At 62.9% G+C, this 17,772-nt stretch carries 13 protein-coding genes and 1 pseudogene; 8 read left to right on the top strand and 6 right to left on the bottom strand.

Going from position 1 to position 17,772, the window contains the following annotated elements:
- Positions 1–56: 56 nt before the first annotated feature.
- The 4 genes from FVF58_RS40580 to FVF58_RS40565 all read right to left on the bottom strand — a co-directional run bounded on the left by FVF58_RS40580 (position 57) and on the right by FVF58_RS40565 (position 5,043).
- On the bottom strand, positions 57–1,619 hold the full coding sequence (locus FVF58_RS40580) for a DHA2 family efflux MFS transporter permease subunit (protein WP_149675283.1): 1,563 nt from the start codon (positions 1,617–1,619) through the stop codon (positions 57–59).
- 36 nt (positions 1,620–1,655) lie between these two features.
- Entirely contained in the window at positions 1,656–2,888 is a 1,233-nt protein-coding gene (locus FVF58_RS40575; protein ID WP_149675282.1) for an EmrA/EmrK family multidrug efflux transporter periplasmic adaptor subunit, read from the bottom strand.
- Between the two features lie 81 nt (positions 2,889–2,969).
- Positions 2,970–4,478, bottom strand: a complete 1,509-nt coding sequence (locus FVF58_RS40570; protein WP_149675281.1) for an efflux transporter outer membrane subunit — start codon at positions 4,476–4,478, stop codon at positions 2,970–2,972.
- Positions 4,479–4,527: 49 nt separating this feature from the next.
- Positions 4,528–5,043, bottom strand: a complete 516-nt coding sequence (locus FVF58_RS40565; RefSeq protein WP_149675280.1) for a MarR family winged helix-turn-helix transcriptional regulator — start codon at positions 5,041–5,043, stop codon at positions 4,528–4,530.
- A gap of 342 nt (positions 5,044–5,385) precedes the next feature.
- Here FVF58_RS40565 and typA point away from each other — a divergent pair, with 342 nt between their 5' ends.
- From typA to FVF58_RS40535, 6 genes are all read left to right on the top strand, one after another.
- Entirely contained in the window at positions 5,386–7,212 is a 1,827-nt protein-coding gene (gene typA / locus FVF58_RS40560; protein WP_149675279.1) for a translational GTPase TypA, read from the top strand.
- A 393-nt stretch (positions 7,213–7,605) separates the two neighbouring features.
- Positions 7,606–10,467 carry a 2-oxoglutarate dehydrogenase E1 component gene (locus tag FVF58_RS40555; RefSeq protein WP_149675278.1) on the top strand — a complete coding sequence of 954 codons (2,862 nt, stop codon included), beginning with the start codon at positions 7,606–7,608 and terminating at the stop codon, positions 10,465–10,467.
- Between the two features lie 139 nt (positions 10,468–10,606).
- The gene (gene odhB / locus FVF58_RS40550) at positions 10,607–11,869 is read left to right on the top strand and encodes a 2-oxoglutarate dehydrogenase complex dihydrolipoyllysine-residue succinyltransferase (RefSeq protein ID WP_149675277.1); all 1,263 of its coding nucleotides are present in this window, start codon (positions 10,607–10,609) and stop codon (positions 11,867–11,869) included.
- A 138-nt stretch (positions 11,870–12,007) separates the two neighbouring features.
- The gene (lpdA, locus tag FVF58_RS40545; RefSeq protein WP_149675276.1) at positions 12,008–13,438 is read left to right on the top strand and encodes a dihydrolipoyl dehydrogenase; all 1,431 of its coding nucleotides are present in this window, start codon (positions 12,008–12,010) and stop codon (positions 13,436–13,438) included.
- A 90-nt stretch (positions 13,439–13,528) separates the two neighbouring features.
- On the top strand, positions 13,529–14,626 hold the full coding sequence (gene zapE, locus FVF58_RS40540; protein ID WP_149675275.1) for a cell division protein ZapE: 1,098 nt from the start codon (positions 13,529–13,531) through the stop codon (positions 14,624–14,626).
- A 209-nt stretch (positions 14,627–14,835) separates the two neighbouring features.
- Positions 14,836–15,303 (top strand): transposase, encoded by a 468-nt coding sequence (locus FVF58_RS40535; protein ID WP_149675274.1) that lies wholly within the window; start codon positions 14,836–14,838, stop codon positions 15,301–15,303.
- Between the two features lie 193 nt (positions 15,304–15,496).
- Here the strand turns inward: FVF58_RS40535 and FVF58_RS40530 are convergent, their stop codons facing one another.
- Entirely contained in the window at positions 15,497–15,982 is a 486-nt protein-coding gene (locus FVF58_RS40530) for a DUF2147 domain-containing protein (RefSeq protein WP_149675273.1), read from the bottom strand.
- Between the two features lie 84 nt (positions 15,983–16,066).
- Between FVF58_RS40530 and FVF58_RS55005 the strand changes: the two genes are divergently transcribed.
- Entirely contained in the window at positions 16,067–16,420 is a 354-nt protein-coding gene (locus FVF58_RS55005) for a hypothetical protein (RefSeq protein WP_246217433.1), read from the top strand.
- A 270-nt stretch (positions 16,421–16,690) separates the two neighbouring features.
- Here the strand turns inward: FVF58_RS55005 and FVF58_RS55000 are convergent, their stop codons facing one another.
- On the bottom strand, positions 16,691–17,149 hold the full coding sequence (locus FVF58_RS55000) for a ShlB/FhaC/HecB family protein (RefSeq protein WP_246217432.1): 459 nt from the start codon (positions 17,147–17,149) through the stop codon (positions 16,691–16,693).
- Positions 17,150–17,241: 92 nt separating this feature from the next.
- On the opposite strand from FVF58_RS55000, the pseudogene FVF58_RS40520 reads away from it, so the two are divergent.
- Positions 17,242–17,729 (top strand): annotated as a pseudogene (locus FVF58_RS40520) (sigma 54-interacting transcriptional regulator); the annotation flags it as partial.
- Positions 17,730–17,772 lie beyond the last annotated feature (43 nt).

Below are 17,772 nucleotides of genomic sequence, written 5' to 3'. Positions count from 1 at the left end.
ATCGAGCGGTCCCGCCTTTTTTCATATCGCCCGGTTCGTCGGACTGAAGCGGTGCCTCAATGCGCAGCCGCCGCCGCCGCACCCGCATCGCCACCGGCGCGTTCCGGCCGTGTGACCCAGATCAGCGCGATCAGCGCGACGAAAATGCCGGCCGACACAAAGAACAGATCGTTCACGCCCAACTGCGCGGCTTGCTGCGTGGCCATCGTATTGAACAGACCGTATGCCTGCGGCTGACTGAACCCCGCCGCGCCCATCTGGCGGATCGATTGCTCGAACACCGGGTTGTACGCATTGGCCTGCTCCGCCAGTTGTGCGTGATGCATGATCGTGCGGTGATCCCACGCGGTCTGGAAGACCGAGGTGCCAATGCCGCCGCACATGATCCGGACGAAATTCGACAAGCCCGACGCCGCCGGAATCCGGTTGCCCGGCAACCCCGACAACGTGATCGATACGAGCGGGATGAAGAACCCGGCCATGCCGATCCCCTGAATCAAGGTGGGCACCAGCAGCGAGTATGTGTCGACGCCCGTCGTATAACGCGAGCGCATCCAGAAACACAGCGCGAACACGAGGAACGACAGCGTCGCGATATACCGCGGATCGGTGCGCGGCAAGATCTTGCCCGTGATCGGCGACAGCAGCACGGCGAACAGTCCGACCGGCGCCATCACCAGGCCGGCTTCGGTCGCGGTGTAGCCGATATCGGTTTGCAGCCACAACGGCAACAACACAAGATTGCCGAAGTAAAGCCCGTAGCCCACGGACAACGCGATGGTGCCGCCGGTGAAATTGCGCCGGCTAAACAGCGACAGGTCCACCACCGGATGCTCGGCCGTCAATTCCCAGACGATGAAAAACGCGAGCGCGATCACCGCGACCAGCGCCAGCACGACGACGGTCGTCGACGAGAACCAGTCGAGGTCCTTGCCCTTGTCGAGCATCACCTGCAGCGAGCCGACCCAGACGATCAGCAGGCCGAGGCCGACGCCGTCGATCGGCGCTTTTCTGATCACCGAGTCGCGGTTGCGGAAGATCATCCACGTCGCCACGGCGGCGATCGCGCCGACCGGGATGTTGACGTAGAAAATCCATGGCCACGAGATGTTGTCCGAGATCCAGCCGCCCAGAATCGGACCGGCCACGGGTGCGATCAGCGTGGTCATCGCCCACATCGATAACGCCATCGGCGCCTTCGCGCGAGGATAGCTGGCGAGCAGCAGCGTTTGCGACAGCGGAATCATCGGACCGGCCACCGCGCCTTGCAGCACACGCGAAGCCAGCAGAAACGGCAGCGTCGGCGCGAGGCCGCACATCCATGACGAGATCACGAACAGCACGATCGACGCCATGAACAGGCGCACCTGGCCGACGCGGTCGGTGAGCCAGCCGGTCAGCGGCACGGAGATCGCGTTCGCGACCGCGAACGAGGTGATCACCCATGTGCCCTGGTCGGCTGACACGCCGAGGTCGCCGGAAATCGACGGGATCGACACGTTCGCAATCGACGTGTCCAAAACGTTCATGAACACGGCGAGCGACACCGCGATGGTGCCGATCACCAGTTGCGCGCCCTCGAGCGGCGGATGAGGGGCTTGCGCCTGAGCCTGAGCCATTAAAGAAGCCTTCTATGAATCGTCGTTCGGCTCGTATCAGCTCTTCGCGGCGGCCTTGGCCGCGCCAGCTTGCGTCGACTTCTGCGAGCCGCCGTTCGGGCCCGCGTTTTCCGCGATGATCCGAGCGATTTCCGCGTCGGCTTCGTCGCCGTATTTGTCGAAGACGTTGGTCTGATAAGCCGTGTTCGGCGCCTGGCCGAGCTGACCGCCGTTCTCGTCCTTGATGTTCACGTCGGCTTGCATCGACAGGCCGATGCGCAGCGGGTGTTTGTCGAGGTCCTGCGGGTCGAGCGCGATACGCACCGGCAGACGTTGCACCACCTTGATCCAGTTGCCGGTCGCGTTTTGCGCGGGCAGCAGCGAGAACGCCGAACCCGTGCCTGCGGAGAAGCCGACCACCTTGCCGTGATACGGCACCGACGAACCATACACATCGGCCGTCAGGTCCACCGGCTGGCCGATGCGCATGTGCTTGAGTTGCACTTCCTTGAAATTGGCATCGACCCACACGTCGTGAAGCGGCACGATCGCCATCAACGGCGTGCCCGGCGACACGCGCTGGCCGACCTGCACCGAGCGCTTGGCGACGTAGCCGGTCACGGGCGCCGGCAGGACGTTACGCGCGTGGTTCAGGTACGCGTCGCGGACCTTCGCGGCGGCGGCCTGCACGTTCGGATGGTTCGCGATCGTGGTGTTGGCGGTCAGTGCGCGGTTCGACGCCAGTTGCTGCTTGGCGGCGTCGACGGCGGCTTGCGCGCTCTTCACTGCGTCGCGGGCGTGCGAGATTTCTTCCTGCGACACCGCGCCGGTTTGCGCGACCGTCAGACGGCGCTTCAGATCGTCCTGAGCGCGCGACAGATCGGACTGACGCAGTTCGACTTGCGCCTGGTACTGGTTGTCGTCGGCGAACAGGCCGCGCACCTGGCGCACCGTTTGCGCGAGATTCGCCTCGGCCTGTTCCAGCGCGACGCGCGCGTCGGCCGGATCGAGCACGACGAGCGGATCGCCCGCCTTGACGACTTGCGTGTCGTCCGCGTTCACCGCGATCACGGTGCCCGTGACTTGCGGCGTGATCTGCACGACGTTGCCGCTCACGTAGGCGTCGTCGGTATCTTCATGGAAGCGCGCGACGAGGAAGTAGTACAGGCCGTAGGCGACGGCCGCGATCAGGATCACGATGACGAGTAGTGTCATCATGCGCTTGCGTTTGCCGCTGTTCGCCGGTTGCGACGGCTGTGGGTTAGCCGCGGGCTGCTGGGGGGTGCTCATTGATGTGCTCCGGATTCTCTTGAACGTCGTCGTTTATTCGGGTGTTCGTGCGTGTGTTCGATCGGGCCGCGCTGCGCGCGCTCAGTTCACAGCGGCAGTCGCGGCGGGGGCCGATGCCGGGGCATCGGTCGGCACCACGAGGCCGGTCTGCGTTGCGTCGAAACCGCCGCCCAGCGCCTTGATGAGGCCGATCTGCAGATTGCGGCGGCGCATCTTCAGGCTCGTCACCGTCTGTTCGGCGGCGAGGCGGTTGTCGTCGGCGGTCAGCACCTGCAACTGCGGCGACAGGCCGGCCTTATAGCGGATCACCGCCAGCTGATATGCCTTGCTCGACGCGTCGAGCGCGCGTTGTGCGTCGCCCTCTTGCCGGTCGATCGAACGGATCGACGCCACTTGCGTCGAGACGTCCTGGAGAGCGTTGATCAGCGTCTGGTTGTAGTTCGCCACGTCCAGGTCGAAGTCGGCATAACGGCCCTTCAACTGCGAGCGCAGCGCGCCGGCGTCGAAGATCGGCAGGTGGATCGCCGGGCCGAACTGGATCTGACGGCTTGACGCGGTGAGGAAGCGGCCCCAGCCGAATGCGTCGAAACCGAAGCCGGCTGCGAGATTGACGTCCGGGAAGAACTCCGCTTTCGCTTCCTTCACGTCGTGCATCGCAGCTTCGACCTGCCAGCGCGCAGCGACGATATCCGCGCGCCGCGCGACGAGGTCGGCCGGAATATTGTTCGGCAGCGCCACCTTGTCGCCGCCGGTCAGCGTCGGCTTGGCGATTTGCAGGCCACGATCCGGACCCTTGCCGAGCAGCGCGCCCAACTGGTAGCGCACGACGGTGATCTGGCCGTCGAGGTCGGTCAGGTTCGACTGGCTGGTCGCGATGTTGCCGGCCGCGGTTTGTCGCTCGACGTTGGTGTCGAGGCCGGCCGTCACGCGGCCGTCGGTGATGCGGCCGACGTCCTGGCGGTTGGCGATTTCGTGCTCGGCGATTTCACGGAACGCGTACAGCTGCGCGAGCTGGTTGTAGGTGCTCGCCACGGACGCGGCGAGCGTCACGCGCGCCTGCTGCATGTCGGCCTGTGCGGCCCTTTCCTGCGACACGGCCTGGCCCAGGCGCTGACGGTTCTTGCCCCACAGGTCGAGATCCCACGACGCGCTCGCGAGCACGTTGTTCTCGCTATACCAGGTGCCGCCAAAGGGAGGCGGGAAAAGCGCATTGGCGGAGTACAGTTCGCGAGTCCATGAATAGCTGGCCTCGACCTTGGGGAAGAGCGCCGCGCGCGAAGTCTCGATATACGAGGACGCCTTCGCGAGACGCGCCTGCGCCTGCGCAATCGACGGGCTGCCGTCGAGCGCTTCGGCGATCAGCTTGGGCAGTTGCGGGTCACCGAACTGGTTGGCCCAGTCGAGCGACGGCCATTGGCCGCCTTCGGCGGGCAGACTCTGCGTGGATTCGTATTGAGTCGGCGAGGACATCTGCTTGTCGCTCTTCACGCCGATGTAGTTCGCGCACCCCGTGAGGGCGAGCGCCGTCACCGCGGCGGCGACAGCGGCCCGGCTCGGAAGCGCGGGCGCGGACAGGAAAAGGGGTTTCATCGCTCGACTCTTTGAGTGGAATGTAATGATGGACGCAGCAAGCAATTTCTTACGATTTGCTGTCAAGATTGCTTGCTGCATCACGGGTTAGTCCCGTTTGTTCGCCGGCATTGACGAGTACGCGGCGCAGCATGCTCTTCAGGAAGCCCACTTCCTCGGGCGTGAAACCGCCGAGCAGGCTATCCAGCACGCCGTTGAAAATCGCCGGCATCCTGGCTGCGATCGCGTCGCCTTCCGGTGTCAGCGCGAGGCGCACGACGCGCCGGTCTTCATTGCTGCGCACCCGGGTCAGCAGGCCGCGCTTCTCGAGCCGGTCGATCAGGCGCGTGACCGCGCTCGCGTCGATTCCATATTCACGGGCCAGTTCGGCGGCCAGCAGGCACTTGCCGCTCGCCACCATGAACAGGATGCTACCTTGCTGGCTGGTGATGCCAAGTTCGGCCATGCTCCGCTGCGTGACCAGATTCGACAGGGTCGATTTCACTCGCGAGATCAGGTAGCCGACGCTTTCACCTAACTGATATTCGCGAGGATCCGACGTTGGGGTAGAGGACGGCTCCGGCATGATTCTCGTGCGAATGCAATGGTTGACTAGGCAGGATTATAGGGCGCGGTTGATTGACGCGGCAAGCGTTATTACAGCTTAGGCAAGGATCTTTCCGATTTCGACAGATAATAGGGCGCGATTTCCCGTAGGCTACCCGGGCGGATTCGGGCTGCGACAAGCGCGTTGCGACAGCGGCGGCGCATGGTCTATCAGGGAATACCCAGAAAGCTTCATCCCCGCGTGCTACAATATTGGGTTCCCAAAAGTGCGCTTTGGGCTTGTCGTGGTTGGTATCAGTAACGTAACCGGCATAAGCAAGCGGTAAGCAAGCGGCGCACTCCAACTGTCTCCAGGTTTCCTATGACTCGCGCCCTACGCAACATCGCCATCATTGCCCACGTCGACCACGGCAAGACTACGCTCGTCGACCAGCTCCTCCGTCAGACCGCCACGTTCCGTGACAACCAGCAGATCGCCGAGCGCGTGATGGACTCGAACGACATCGAAAAGGAGCGTGGCATCACGATCCTTTCGAAGAACTGCGCGGTCGAGTACGAAGGCACCCACATCAACATCGTCGACACCCCGGGCCACGCCGACTTCGGCGGTGAAGTGGAGCGCGTGCTGTCGATGGTCGACTCGGTGCTGCTGCTGGTCGACGCCGTCGAAGGCCCGATGCCGCAAACGCGCTTCGTGACCAAGAAGGCGCTGGCGCTCGGCCTGAAGCCGATCGTCGTGATCAACAAGGTGGACCGTCCGGGCGCGCGAATCGACTGGGTGATCAACCAGACGTTCGACCTGTTCGACAAGCTGGGCGCAACCGACGAACAGCTCGACTTCCCGATCGTCTACGCGTCGGGCCTGAACGGCTACGCCGGCTTGACCCCGGACGTGCGCGAAGGCGACATGCGCCCGCTGTTCGAAGCCGTGCTCCAGCACGTGCCGGTGCGCCCGGCCGATCCGGATGCGCCGCTGCAACTGCAGATCACTTCGCTGGACTACTCGTCGTACGTCGGCCGTATCGGCGTGGGCCGCATCACGCGCGGCCGCATCAAGCCGGGCATGGCCGTCGCCGTGCGTTCGGGCCCGGACGGCGCGATCCTGAACCGCAAGATCAACCAGGTGCTGTCGTTCAAGGGCCTCGAGCGCGTGCAGGTCGACTCGGCTGAAGCCGGCGACATCGTGCTGATCAACGGCATTGAGGAAATCGGCATCGGCGTGACCATCTGCGCACAGGAACAGCCGGACGCGCTGCCGATGATCACCGTCGACGAACCCACGCTGACGATGAACTTCCTCGTCAATTCGTCGCCGCTGGCCGGCCGCGAAGGCAAGTTCGTCACGAGCCGTCAGATTCGCGACCGCCTGATGAAGGAACTGAACCACAACGTCGCGCTGCGTGTGAAGGAAACCGGCGACGAAACCACGTTCGAAGTGGCGGGCCGTGGCGAGCTGCACCTGACCATTCTCGTGGAAAACATGCGCCGCGAAGGCTACGAGCTGGCCGTGTCGCGTCCGCGCGTGGTGATGACGGAAGTCGACGGCGTGAAGCACGAGCCGTACGAAAACCTGACCGTCGACATGGAAGACGGCCACCAGGGTGGCGTGATGGAAGAGCTGGGCCGCCGCAAGGGTGAAATGCTCGACATGGCATCGGACGGTCGTGGCCGCACGCGTCTCGAGTACCGTATTTCGGCGCGTGGCCTGATCGGCTTCCAGTCGGAATTCCTGACGCTCACGCGCGGCACGGGCCTGATGAGCCACACGTTCGACTCGTACCAGCCGGTCAAGGAAGGCGCGGTTGGCGAGCGCCGCAACGGCGTGCTGATTTCGCAAGACGACGGCGCGGCGGTTGCGTACGCATTGTGGAAGCTGCAGGATCGCGGCCGCATGTTCGTATCGCCGGGTGAGCCGCTGTACGAAGGCATGATCATCGGCATCCACAGCCGCGACAACGACCTGGTCGTGAACCCGATCAAGGGCAAGCAGCTGACCAACGTGCGTTCGTCGGGTACCGACGAAGCAGTGCGGCTCGTGCCGCCGATCCAGATGTCGCTGGAATACGCGGTCGAGTTCATCGACGACGACGAGCTGGTCGAAGTCACGCCGCAGTCGATCCGTCTGCGCAAGCGTTACCTGAAGGAACACGAGCGCCGTAGCGCAAGCCGCAAGGGCGCGGTGGACTAAGCAGGCCGCGGCCTGACGTAGTTCGCGGCGATCTGCGGCAGTACGTTGCAAGCAGAAGCCACGCAGAAGCCACCTCCGGGTGGCTTTTGCCGTTTCTGGGCTTCGGGAACGTTGCGCGCCGTCGCCCGTGGTTCGTCATTGGTTCATTCGCGTTTTTCACAGAAGTGTGTTGCGAGACCTGAAAAGAGCGGCGAAAGCCCGTCGCGACGGGCTCGAGCGGCAATTCGCCTGCTATCTGGACTATTCGTTCTGTGCTATGCTCCCCGGGTGCAAAGTTTTAGGTCCTTCCAAGCAAGACTTGATTCGCGCAATCCGCTAAACGGTCAGGCCGTGTCGCGGAAGGTTCTGTAACCCGCTATTTCTCGAGAAACTCGAAGAAAGGTGAGCGTAAAAATGATGAAGCAATTCCAGTCGAACTCTTATTTGTTCGGCGGCAATGCTCCGTACGTAGAAGAAATGTACGAAGCGTATCTCGATAATCCGGCGTCAGTGCCCGAGAACTGGCGCAGCTATTTCGACGCATTGCAGAACGTTCCTGCATCGGACGGCAGCAATGCCAACGACGTGGCCCATGGCCCGATCGTCGAATCGTTTGCACAACGGGCCAAGGCTAACGCCTTCATCCCGCGCACGGCTGCCGGCGGCGAAGATCTCGCGACTGCCCGCAAGCAGGTTTATGTCCAGTCTCTCATCGGCGCATATCGTTTCCTCGGCTCGCAATGGGCCAATCTCGATCCTCTGAAGCGTCGCGAACGTCCCGCCATCCCCGAACTCGAACCCGCGTTCTACGACTTCACCGAAGCCGACATGGACCAGGAGTTCAGCGCCACGAATCTGTATTTCGGATTCGAGAAGGCCTCGCTGCGCGAGATCGTCAAGGCATTGCGCGACACGTACTGCGGCCAGATCGGCGCCGAGTACATGTACATCAGCGATCCGGAACAGAAGCGCTGGTGGAAGGAACGGCTCGAATCGATCCGTTCGACGCCGAACTTCAGCAACGACAAGAAGAAGCACATCCTGAACCGCTTGACGGCCGCTGAAGGCCTCGAGCGCTTCCTGCACACCAAGTACGTCGGCCAGAAGCGCTTCTCGCTCGAAGGCGGCGAAAGCTTCATCGCGTCGATGGACGAAGTCGTGCGTCATGGTGGCGCGCGCGGTGTTCAGGAAATCGTCATCGCGATGGCGCACCGTGGCCGTCTGAACGTGCTGGTCAATACGCTCGGCAAGATGCCGGCCGACCTGTTCGCCGAATTCGAAGGCAAGCACGTCGATGATCTGCCGGCCGGCGACGTGAAGTACCACAAGGGTTTCTCGTCGGACGTCTCGACCGACGGCGGCCCGGTTCACCTGTCGCTCGCGTTCAACCCGTCGCACCTCGAAATCGTCAACCCGGTGGTTGAAGGTTCGGCGAAGGCCCGGATGGACCGTCGCGGCGACGACAGCGGCCTGCAAGTGCTGCCGGTGCAGATCCACGGCGACGCGGCCTTCGCAGGCCAGGGCGTCGTGATGGAAACGCTGAACCTCGCGCAAACGCGCGGTTACGGCACGCACGGCACGCTGCACATCGTCATCAACAACCAGATCGGCTTCACGACGTCGGACCCGCGCGACTCGCGCTCCACGTTGTACTGCTCGGACGTCGTCAAGATGATCGAAGCGCCGGTGCTGCACGTGAACGGTGACGATCCCGAAGCGGTCGTTCTGGCTACGCAGATGGCGATCGACTTCCGGATGCAGTTCCACAAGGACGTCGTCGTCGACATCGTCTGCTTCCGCAAGCTGGGCCACAACGAGCAGGACACGCCGGCGGTCACGCAGCCGCTGATGTACAAGACGATTGCGAAGCACCCGGGCACGCGCGCGCTGTACGCTGAAAAGCTGGTGCAACAGGGCGTGATCAAGGCCGACGACGCGGACGAATACGTCAAGGCCTACCGCAAGGCAATGGACGAAGGCCATCACACGATCGATCCGGTGCTCTCGAACTACAAGAGCAAGTACGCGGTGGACTGGGTGCCGTTCCTGAACCGCAAGTGGACCGACGCAGCCGACACGGCCGTGCCGCTCGCGGAACTGAAGCGCCTCGCCGAACGCATCACCACGATCCCGGAAAACTTCAAGGTTCACCCGCTGGTCGAGCGCGTCATCAACGACCGTCGCGCGATGGGCCGTGGCGAAGCGAAGCTCGACTGGGGCATGGGCGAACACCTGGCATTCGCGTCGCTGGTCGCGTCCGGCTATGCCGTGCGCCTGACCGGTCAGGACTCGGGCCGCGGCACGTTCACGCACCGTCACGCGGTGCTGCACGATCAGAACCGCGAGCGCTGGAACGACGGCACCTACGTGCCGCTGCAGAACATCGCCGAAGGTCAGGCGAAGTTCACGGTGATCGACTCGGTGCTGTCGGAAGAAGCGGTGCTGGGCTTCGAATACGGTTACTCGACCGCTGAACCGAATACGTTCGTCGCATGGGAAGCGCAGTTCGGCGACTTCGTGAACGGCGCGCAAGTCGTGATCGACCAGTTCATCTCGTCGGGCGAAGTGAAGTGGGGCCGCGTGTCGGGTCTCACGATGCTGCTGCCGCACGGCTACGAAGGTCAGGGTCCGGAGCACTCGTCGGCGCGTATCGAGCGTTTCCTGCAACTGTGCGCAGACCACAACATGCAGGTCGTTCAGCCGACCACGCCGGCGCAGATTTTCCACCTGCTGCGTCGTCAGATGATCCGCCTGTTCCGCAAGCCGCTGATCGTCGCTACGCCGAAGTCGCTGCTGCGTCACAAGGAAGCCGTGTCGGATCTGTCGGAACTCGCGAAGGGCGCGTTCCAGCCGATCATCGGCGAAGTGGACGAAGCGGTCGACGCGAAGAAGGTCAAGCGCGTGGTGGCCTGCTCGGGCCGCGTGTACTACGACCTGGTGGCGCATCGCCGCGAAACCAAGTCGAACGACGTCGCGATCATCCGTATCGAACAGCTCTATCCGTTCGCGCACAAGCAGTTCGAAGCGGAAATGAAGAAGTACGACAACGCGACCGAAGTGGTCTGGGTGCAGGACGAGCCGCAGAATCAGGGCCCGTGGTTCTACATCGAGCACCACCTGAAGGAAGGCATGAAGGAAGGACAGAAGCTGGCATACAGCGGCCGTCCGGCTTCGGCCTCGCCGGCAGTCGGCTACTACGCGAAGCACTACGAGCAGCAGAAGGCGCTGGTCGAAGGCGCTTTCGGCCGTCTCAAGAGCGCGTCGATCGCTAAATAAAGAACAGACGAACCGGGAAGGCGCAGTGCGCTTTCCCGTGCCGCGTCCGGTGGTCCGATAAAGGTCCATTCGCGGTTATGGTTCGCAGGCGGTCGTCGTTCACCGCGCCGTCACCCGATACGTATTCAGGATATTCATAATGGCTATTGTTGAAGTCAAGGTTCCCCAGCTGTCCGAGTCGGTCTCGGAAGCCACGATGCTGCAGTGGAAGAAGAAGCCCGGCGAGGCTGTTGCTGTCGACGAAATTCTCATCGAAGTCGAGACCGACAAGGTCGTTCTCGAAGTGCCGGCACCCTCGGCCGGCGTGCTGGTTCAGGTCATCGCGAACGACGGCGACACCGTCGTCGCTGACCAGGTGATCGCGAAGATCGACACCGAAGGCACCGCAAGCGCTGCCGCCGTTGAAGCAGAAGTGAAGCCGGCCCCGGCTGCCACGCCTGCTCCGGCCGCTCAGGCCGCTGCTGCGACGGGCGCGAATACCGCTGCTTCGCCGGCTGCCGGCAAGCTGATGGCGGAAAAGGGCCTGTCGTCGGGCGACGTCGCCGGCACCGGCCGCGACGGCCGCATCACCAAGGGCGACGTGCTGACCGCTGGCGCGCCTGCTGCCAAGGCCGCACCGGCACCGGCTGCCGCACCGAAGGCTGCGAAGCCGTCGCTGCCCGACGTCAAGGCGCCTGCTTCGGCCGACCAGTGGCTGAAGGACCGTCCGGAACAACGCGTGCCGATGTCGCGTCTGCGCGCGCGTATCGCCGAGCGTCTGCTCGAGTCGCAGCAAACCAACGCCATCCTGACCACGTTCAACGAAGTGAACATGGCGCCGGTGATGGACCTGCGCAACAAGTACAAGGACAAGTTCGAGAAGGAACATGGCGTGAAGCTCGGCTTCATGTCGTTCTTCGTGAAGGCGGCGGTTCACGCGCTGAAGAAGTTCCCGCTGGTGAACGCGTCGATCGACGGTAACGACATCGTCTATCACGGCTACTTCGACATCGGTATCGCTGTCGGTTCGCCGCGCGGTCTGGTGGTGCCGATCCTGCGCAACGCGGATCAACTGAGCCTCGCCGACATCGAGAAGAAGATTGCCGAATTCGGCCAGAAGGCCAAGGACGGCAAGCTGTCGATCGAAGAAATGACCGGCGGCACGTTCTCGATCTCGAACGGTGGTGTGTTCGGTTCGATGCTGTCGACCCCGATCATCAACCCGCCGCAATCCGCAATCCTGGGCGTGCACGCCACGAAGGAACGCGCTGTGGTCGAAAACGGCCAGATCGTGATCCGTCCGATGAACTACCTGGCGCTGTCGTACGACCACCGTATCATCGACGGCCGCGAAGCGGTGCTGTCGCTGGTCGCAATGAAGGACGCGCTGGAAGACCCGGCTCGTCTGCTGCTCGACCTGTAATCGCCATCCCGGTGGAGCCGGCTTGCTTTTGCGCAAGCCGGCTCCACCTAAGCAGCACGTCTTTAGCATTCCGCAGTAAAGGAACGGCGCGCGCCGCGAAGCGTGGTCACGCGCCGTTCCGCCATCAAAAGGATTGTCATGTCCAAAGAATTTGACGTCGTCGTGATCGGCGCAGGCCCTGGCGGCTATATCGCCGCCATCCGTGCAGCGCAGCTCGGCAAGACCGTCGCATGTATCGAAAAATGGCAGAACCCGGCCGGCGCGTTGAAGCTCGGCGGCACGTGCCTGAACGTGGGTTGCATTCCGTCGAAGGCGCTGCTCGCGTCGTCGGAAGAATTTGAAAACGCATCGCATCACCTCGCGGACCACGGCATCTCCGTGGACAACGTGAAGGTGGATATCTCGAAGATGATGGCCCGCAAGGACGGCATCGTCGAGAAGATGACCAAGGGTATCGAATTCCTGTTCCGCAAGAACAAGATCACGTGGCTCAAGGGTCACGGCAAGTTCACCGGCAAGACGGACGCCGGCGTGCAGATCGAAGTGAGCGGCGAAGGCGAAACCGAAGTCGTGACGGCGAAGAACGTGATCATCGCCACGGGTTCGAAGGCGCGCCATCTGCCGAACGTTCCGGTCGACAACAAGATCGTCGCCGACAACGAAGGCGCACTGAGCTTCGACATCGCACCGAAGAAGCTGGCTGTGATCGGCGCCGGCGTGATCGGTCTTGAACTGGGTTCGGTGTGGCGTCGTCTGGGCGCGGAAGTGACCGTGCTCGAAGCGCTGCCGGAATTCCTCGGCGCGGCTGACCAGGCGCTCGCGAAAGAAGCGGCCAAGCAGTTCAAGAAGCAGGGTCTCGACATCCAGGTCGGCGTGAACGTCGGCGCAGTGACGACGACCGACAACAGCGTGTCGATCGCTTACACGGACAAGGACGGTAACGCGAAGACGCTCGAAGCGGACCGCCTGATCGTGTCGATCGGCCGCGTGCCGAACACCGACAACCTCGGTCTCGAAGCGATCGGCCTGAAGGCCAACGAGCGCGGCTTCATCGACGTCGACGAGCATTGCGCGACGGCGGTGCCGAACGTGTATGCGATCGGCGACGTGGTGCGTGGTCCGATGCTCGCGCACAAGGCCGAAGACGAAGGCGTGCTGGTCGCCGAAATCATCGACGGTCAGAAACCGCATATCGACTACAACTGCGTTCCGTGGGTGATCTATACCGAACCGGAAATCGCATGGGTCGGCAAGACGGAGCAGCAGCTGAAGGCCGAAGGCCGCGAGATCAAGACGGGCCAGTTCCCGTTCATGGCGAACGGCCGCGCGCTGGGTATCAACAAGGCGGATGGTTTCGTCAAGATGATCGCCGACGCCAAGACCGACGAACTGCTCGGCGTGCACATCATCTCGGCAAACGCATCGGACCTGATCGCGGAAGCCGTCGTGGCGATGGAATTCAAGGCGGCGTCGGAAGACCTGGGCCGCATTTGCCATCCGCATCCGTCGCTGTCGGAAGTCATGCGCGAAGCGGCACTCGCCGTCGACAAGCGCGCGCTGAACATGTAATCACGCGCACGCCTGACTGAGCACAACTCTGGCATCACCATCAAGGCGGGCGGGTTCATTCCCTCCCGCCTTTCTTTTTGCAGCAACACCATGAACGTCACCGAATACTACGAAAAAGAACTGCAGACGCGCGGTTATCAATCCGACCCCGCGCAACGGGCGGCGGTCGACCGGCTGCAGCGGTGCTACGAAGAGTGGGTCGAATACAAGTCGCGCCGCTCGAACGCGTTCAAGAAGCTGATCAATCGTCCCGACCTGCCGCGCGGCGTGTACATGTGGGGCGGCGTAGGGCGCGGCAAGAGCTTCCTGATGGACAGCTTCTACATGATCGTGCCGCTGCATCGCAAGACTCGGCTGCATTTTCACGAGTTCATGCGCGAAGTGCATCGCGAACTGGAAGAGCTGAAGGGCACGGCCGATCCGCTCGACGAACTCGCGCGCCGCATCGCGAAGCGCTACCGCCTGATCTGCTTCGACGAATTCCACGTATCGGATATTGCGGATGCGATGATCCTGTACCGTCTGCTCGACAAGATGTTCGAGAACGGCGTGCAGTTCGTGATGACGTCCAACTACGATCCGGACACGCTGTATCCGGACGGGCTGCATCGCGATCGTATGTTGCCGGCCATCGAGCTGATCAAGGACAAGCTCGACGTGATCAACGTCGATGCGGGCATCGACTACCGGCAGCGCACGCTCGCTCAGGTGGAGGTGTATCACACGCCGCTCGGCGCGGTCGCCGACAAGGCGCTGCGCGACGCGTTCTCGCGCCTCGCCGCGGTCCCCGACGAGAGCCCGATCCTGCATATCGAGAAGCGCGAGCTGAAGGCGCTGCGCCGCGCGGACGGCGTCGTGTGGTTCGACTTCGCGACGCTGTGCGGCGGCCCGCGTTCGCAGAACGACTATCTGGAACTGGCCAGCCGTTTTCACGCAGTGATTCTCTCTGGCGTGCCGCAGATGTCGGTGCGCATGGCCTCGGAAGCGCGCCGCTTCACGTGGCTGATCGACGTGTTTTACGACCACAAGGTCAAGCTGCTGATGTCCGCCGCGGTGCCGCCCGAGCAACTGTACGTGGACGGGCCGATGGCGAACGAATTCACGCGCACGGTATCGCGGATTGTCGAGATGCAGTCGAAGGAGTATCTCGACACGCCGCGACGGATCGTCGACACGTCGCTGACCTGAGCGGCTTCAGGGCGCGTATTCGGGCCGCTCATCGAACTGATGTCAGCCGGCGGATCAAGTGGTACGGCCGCCGATACGTTTGCGATAGATCACGCTCAGTGGTCGAACTGATTGCACCAAACGGCGCATTTTCAAGATTCAGATTGGTCTTATGTCCCGGGCGCGCACCACAGGCTACCTTTTGTCTTGGTTTAGATAAAGGAGAAGCTATGAATCCGCACCGTGATATCACTGACGAAGAATGGCAGCGTGTTGCTCCGTTGCTTCCTGAACTGCGCCCGCGTTCCGAACAGCGTGGCCGGCCGCTTGCCAATACCCGATCGGTGCTCAACGGCGTGCTGTGGGTCATGTATAGCGGCGCAACCTGGTCCGCGATGCCGCGCAGATACCCGTCGTATCAGACCTGTCATCGCCGCTTCAAGGCATGGTACGAATCCGGCGTGCTCAAACGTGTGACGGAGCAACTGCTCGGCGCCGCGAGTGAGGAACTCTGCTGCTTGATGGAAGCGCGCATGCGCACGCACGCGAGCGACGAACAGAAGCGTGCCGCAACGCAAAGCGCTCCGGTTGCCGTACCTGCTGTGGCCGTTACACCTCCGGCGTGCCAGCCTGCACCGAGCAAACCGCTGCCGGCTTCGCCGTTCGCGTACGCGTCGCCATTCAAGCACGCTGCATGACAGCGTCGATCTGTCTGCTTCACATGCAAAACGGCCGCGCGATAGTGATCGCCGGCCGTTTCTTTGTTCATTCCGACCGCAGCGGCGCTTTGGCGGTGACGCTGCCCGCGCACACGCTGCTGGCAGCGTAAGTCACACTTCACAGATGATCCGCGCTGGCCCGAAAGAGGGCAGTGCTTGCATGCGTCGCGCACTACTGCTGACGAACCCAGGTCTGCGAGCGGCCCAGTAGCGCCACGCCGATATAGCCACGCACGATCAGCTTGTTGCCGCCATCTTCCAGGTGCATCTTGCACTTGTAGAGCTTGCCGTTTTCCGGGTCGAGAATCTGCCCGTGATCCCAGCCGTCGCCGTCCTTCTTCATGTCGCTGATGATGGTCATGCCGAGAATCGGCTGATCCTTGCGTGCGTCGGTGCAAGCGGTGCAGCGGCGATCAGGCTGATCGTTTGCCCCGAGACCCTTGATCACCTTGCCGCTCAGTTGGCCGCTGCCATCCTGCGCGATCTGCACGAGCGCTTTGGGCTGGCCGGTGTGATCGTCGACGGTTTGCCACGTGCCGACCGGCGTGTCGGTCTGCGCCATGGCCGTCACCGCGCTCGCGAGCAGCAGGCCGGCGACAGCCGCATGTTTGGCAGTGCGAAGCGCGATTGTGCGAGCGTGTTGGGTGAATTGCGTCATTGTCTTCCTCCTTGATTAGAGACGGCGCGTTCGTGGTCGCGCGGCGTTATCGGTATCTCGGGCGGTGCCCGGACGAGGCCCGCCATGATGGCCTGGTATTGCCTCTCAGGTCTGGCTTCGGCTCACGTGATTTGCATCTCGCGGCGTGCATGGGTGCATGCCGCCGGTTGCATCGTCAGCGCAGAATACGCGAAAGTGCGCGCGTCGTTTGATAGGGGAACCTCTAATCAGGGCCCGGCACGTTCAAGCAGCGTCAAATTCAACTGGTACGAGAACGTCGCGTTGATGCACGGGCTGCGCGACGCGCTTTCCATCGGCGCGTCGTCGACCGCCTTCGCCACCGACAGATCCAGGCTGTACTACGTCGCATCCGGGATCCGGAAGCCGAACGCGATCGACGACAGTTTCGATGGCGACGACGTACCCGCGTGCAGATAGACGCGCACCATGTCGAACGAGATGTGTACGGCGTGAACGTGCGCAGATACGTGAAGCGCAGCGCGAACGCGCGGATGACTTCGAACAGCGCGCCCCAGCCCGAATCGCCCGATGCTTCGCCCGGTCGATAACCCTGTGCGAAACGCTGCGCACCGAACGAGATCTGCTCCGAGGTTGGCAATGAGACCGTGCTGTACTGCCGGTGAGCGAAACGGCGGTGCCGATCTTCAGCGGCCACTCGTTAGTTTGCGAGAAAGCTCGCGCCGCGCTTCACGAAGTGATCGACGCAGGATTGGCAGGGTTCGAGCCAGGCAGATTCGATCCGCCCAGAATGTCGAACGCCTTCGCCACGCTGATACTGGCGCGGCGCACCTGGCCGGTTTGCACGCCGGTATGTCCGGCCTGCAGCTGCATCACATGCACTTGCGAGCGCAAGCCGATGCGCGCGCCGTTCCGCTTGTTGTGATAGCGGCCCTCGTCGTGCGGCGCGTAGTCCGGCGCCGTGCCGATCACGCTTTGCGAGCGGCTCGACAGGATCGGATACGCGAACGAGCCGCCGATCGCGTCGTTGATGACGATGCGTTCGATGTAAGAGGGCAGGCCGGGATTGTCGACCCAATTGCCGCCATAGTGCGACGCGGCGATCTTGCCGATCAGGCCGTTGCTGTCGATGGGGACCGACGCGTGCGCGGTCAGATACGTGACGTTGTCGCGGCCCTTCGGCGGCATCGCGGACACACTCAACTGTTCGGCGGGCGCGGTAAGCTCATTCTCGGTCGCGGTCCGAAGGCCTTGCGCGCCGGGTTGATTGAAATTGATCGGTAGAGGACGGCACGTTCCACGCCGACCGGTGTTGCCGGCTCCCGGTGATCGAGTGGAAGATTCCGTCGATCGAGGAGCGCGGCTCGGTGGACAAGATGGCGATCTTCCAGGCGTTCATCGCGCAGGTGATCGCCGCCGGGCGCCTGTTCGCGTTGCCGGACCTGCCGTACTGGCTCGCCGACGCGGTCGCCGATACCTGGTTTCCCGGCACGTGCGTGAGTTGCGTAACCTGGCAGCGCGGATCGGCGTGACGGTGCGCCAGATCGGCGCGTGGGATGCGGCGCGGCTACAGCGCCTGCCGGCGCTGGCGTGCTCCAGTGGGCCGGTGCCGGCCGAGAGCGCGGCCGGAGTGCTGGTGGACAGCAGTAAATGAGACATGGCCGAGCACACGGCGCTGTATCTCGGCATCAGCCGTAAGGTTCCATGGAAGAAAATGCGCCGATACCAAATTTTCGACGAAGAGCCCGAAACCCGCGAAAGTAAGTAATAATTAGCCGTTTTCTACTAAAACAAAAACTGTTCAAGCAGGA

It is taken from the genome of Paraburkholderia panacisoli, assembly GCF_008369935.1.
GTDB lineage: Bacteria > Pseudomonadota > Gammaproteobacteria > Burkholderiales > Burkholderiaceae > Paraburkholderia > Paraburkholderia panacisoli.
This window is presented reverse-complemented; position numbering and strand designations above follow the sequence as displayed.

What these genes read in the sequence shown, in the direction of transcription:
- FVF58_RS40580 (WP_149675283.1), bottom strand. Translation starts at nt 1,619, where the DNA reads ATGGCTCAGGCTCAGGCGCAAGCCCCTCATCCGCCGCTCGAGGGCGCG.
- FVF58_RS40575 (WP_149675282.1), bottom strand. Translation starts at nt 2,888, where the DNA reads ATGAGCACCCCCCAGCAGCCCGCGGCTAACCCACAGCCGTCGCAACCG.
- FVF58_RS40570 (WP_149675281.1), bottom strand. Translation starts at nt 4,478, where the DNA reads ATGAAACCCCTTTTCCTGTCCGCGCCCGCGCTTCCGAGCCGGGCCGCT.
- FVF58_RS40565 (WP_149675280.1), bottom strand. Translation starts at nt 5,043, where the DNA reads ATGCCGGAGCCGTCCTCTACCCCAACGTCGGATCCTCGCGAATATCAG.
- typA (WP_149675279.1), top strand. Translation starts at nt 5,386, where the DNA reads ATGACTCGCGCCCTACGCAACATCGCCATCATTGCCCACGTCGACCAC.
- FVF58_RS40555 (WP_149675278.1), top strand. Translation starts at nt 7,606, where the DNA reads ATGATGAAGCAATTCCAGTCGAACTCTTATTTGTTCGGCGGCAATGCT.
- odhB (WP_149675277.1), top strand. Translation starts at nt 10,607, where the DNA reads ATGGCTATTGTTGAAGTCAAGGTTCCCCAGCTGTCCGAGTCGGTCTCG.
- lpdA (WP_149675276.1), top strand. Translation starts at nt 12,008, where the DNA reads ATGTCCAAAGAATTTGACGTCGTCGTGATCGGCGCAGGCCCTGGCGGC.
- zapE (WP_149675275.1), top strand. Translation starts at nt 13,529, where the DNA reads ATGAACGTCACCGAATACTACGAAAAAGAACTGCAGACGCGCGGTTAT.
- FVF58_RS40535 (WP_149675274.1), top strand. Translation starts at nt 14,836, where the DNA reads ATGAATCCGCACCGTGATATCACTGACGAAGAATGGCAGCGTGTTGCT.
- FVF58_RS40530 (WP_149675273.1), bottom strand. Translation starts at nt 15,982, where the DNA reads ATGACGCAATTCACCCAACACGCTCGCACAATCGCGCTTCGCACTGCC.
- FVF58_RS55005 (WP_246217433.1), top strand. Translation starts at nt 16,067, where the DNA reads ATGATGGCCTGGTATTGCCTCTCAGGTCTGGCTTCGGCTCACGTGATT.
- FVF58_RS55000 (WP_246217432.1), bottom strand. Translation starts at nt 17,149, where the DNA reads ATGCCGCCGAAGGGCCGCGACAACGTCACGTATCTGACCGCGCACGCG.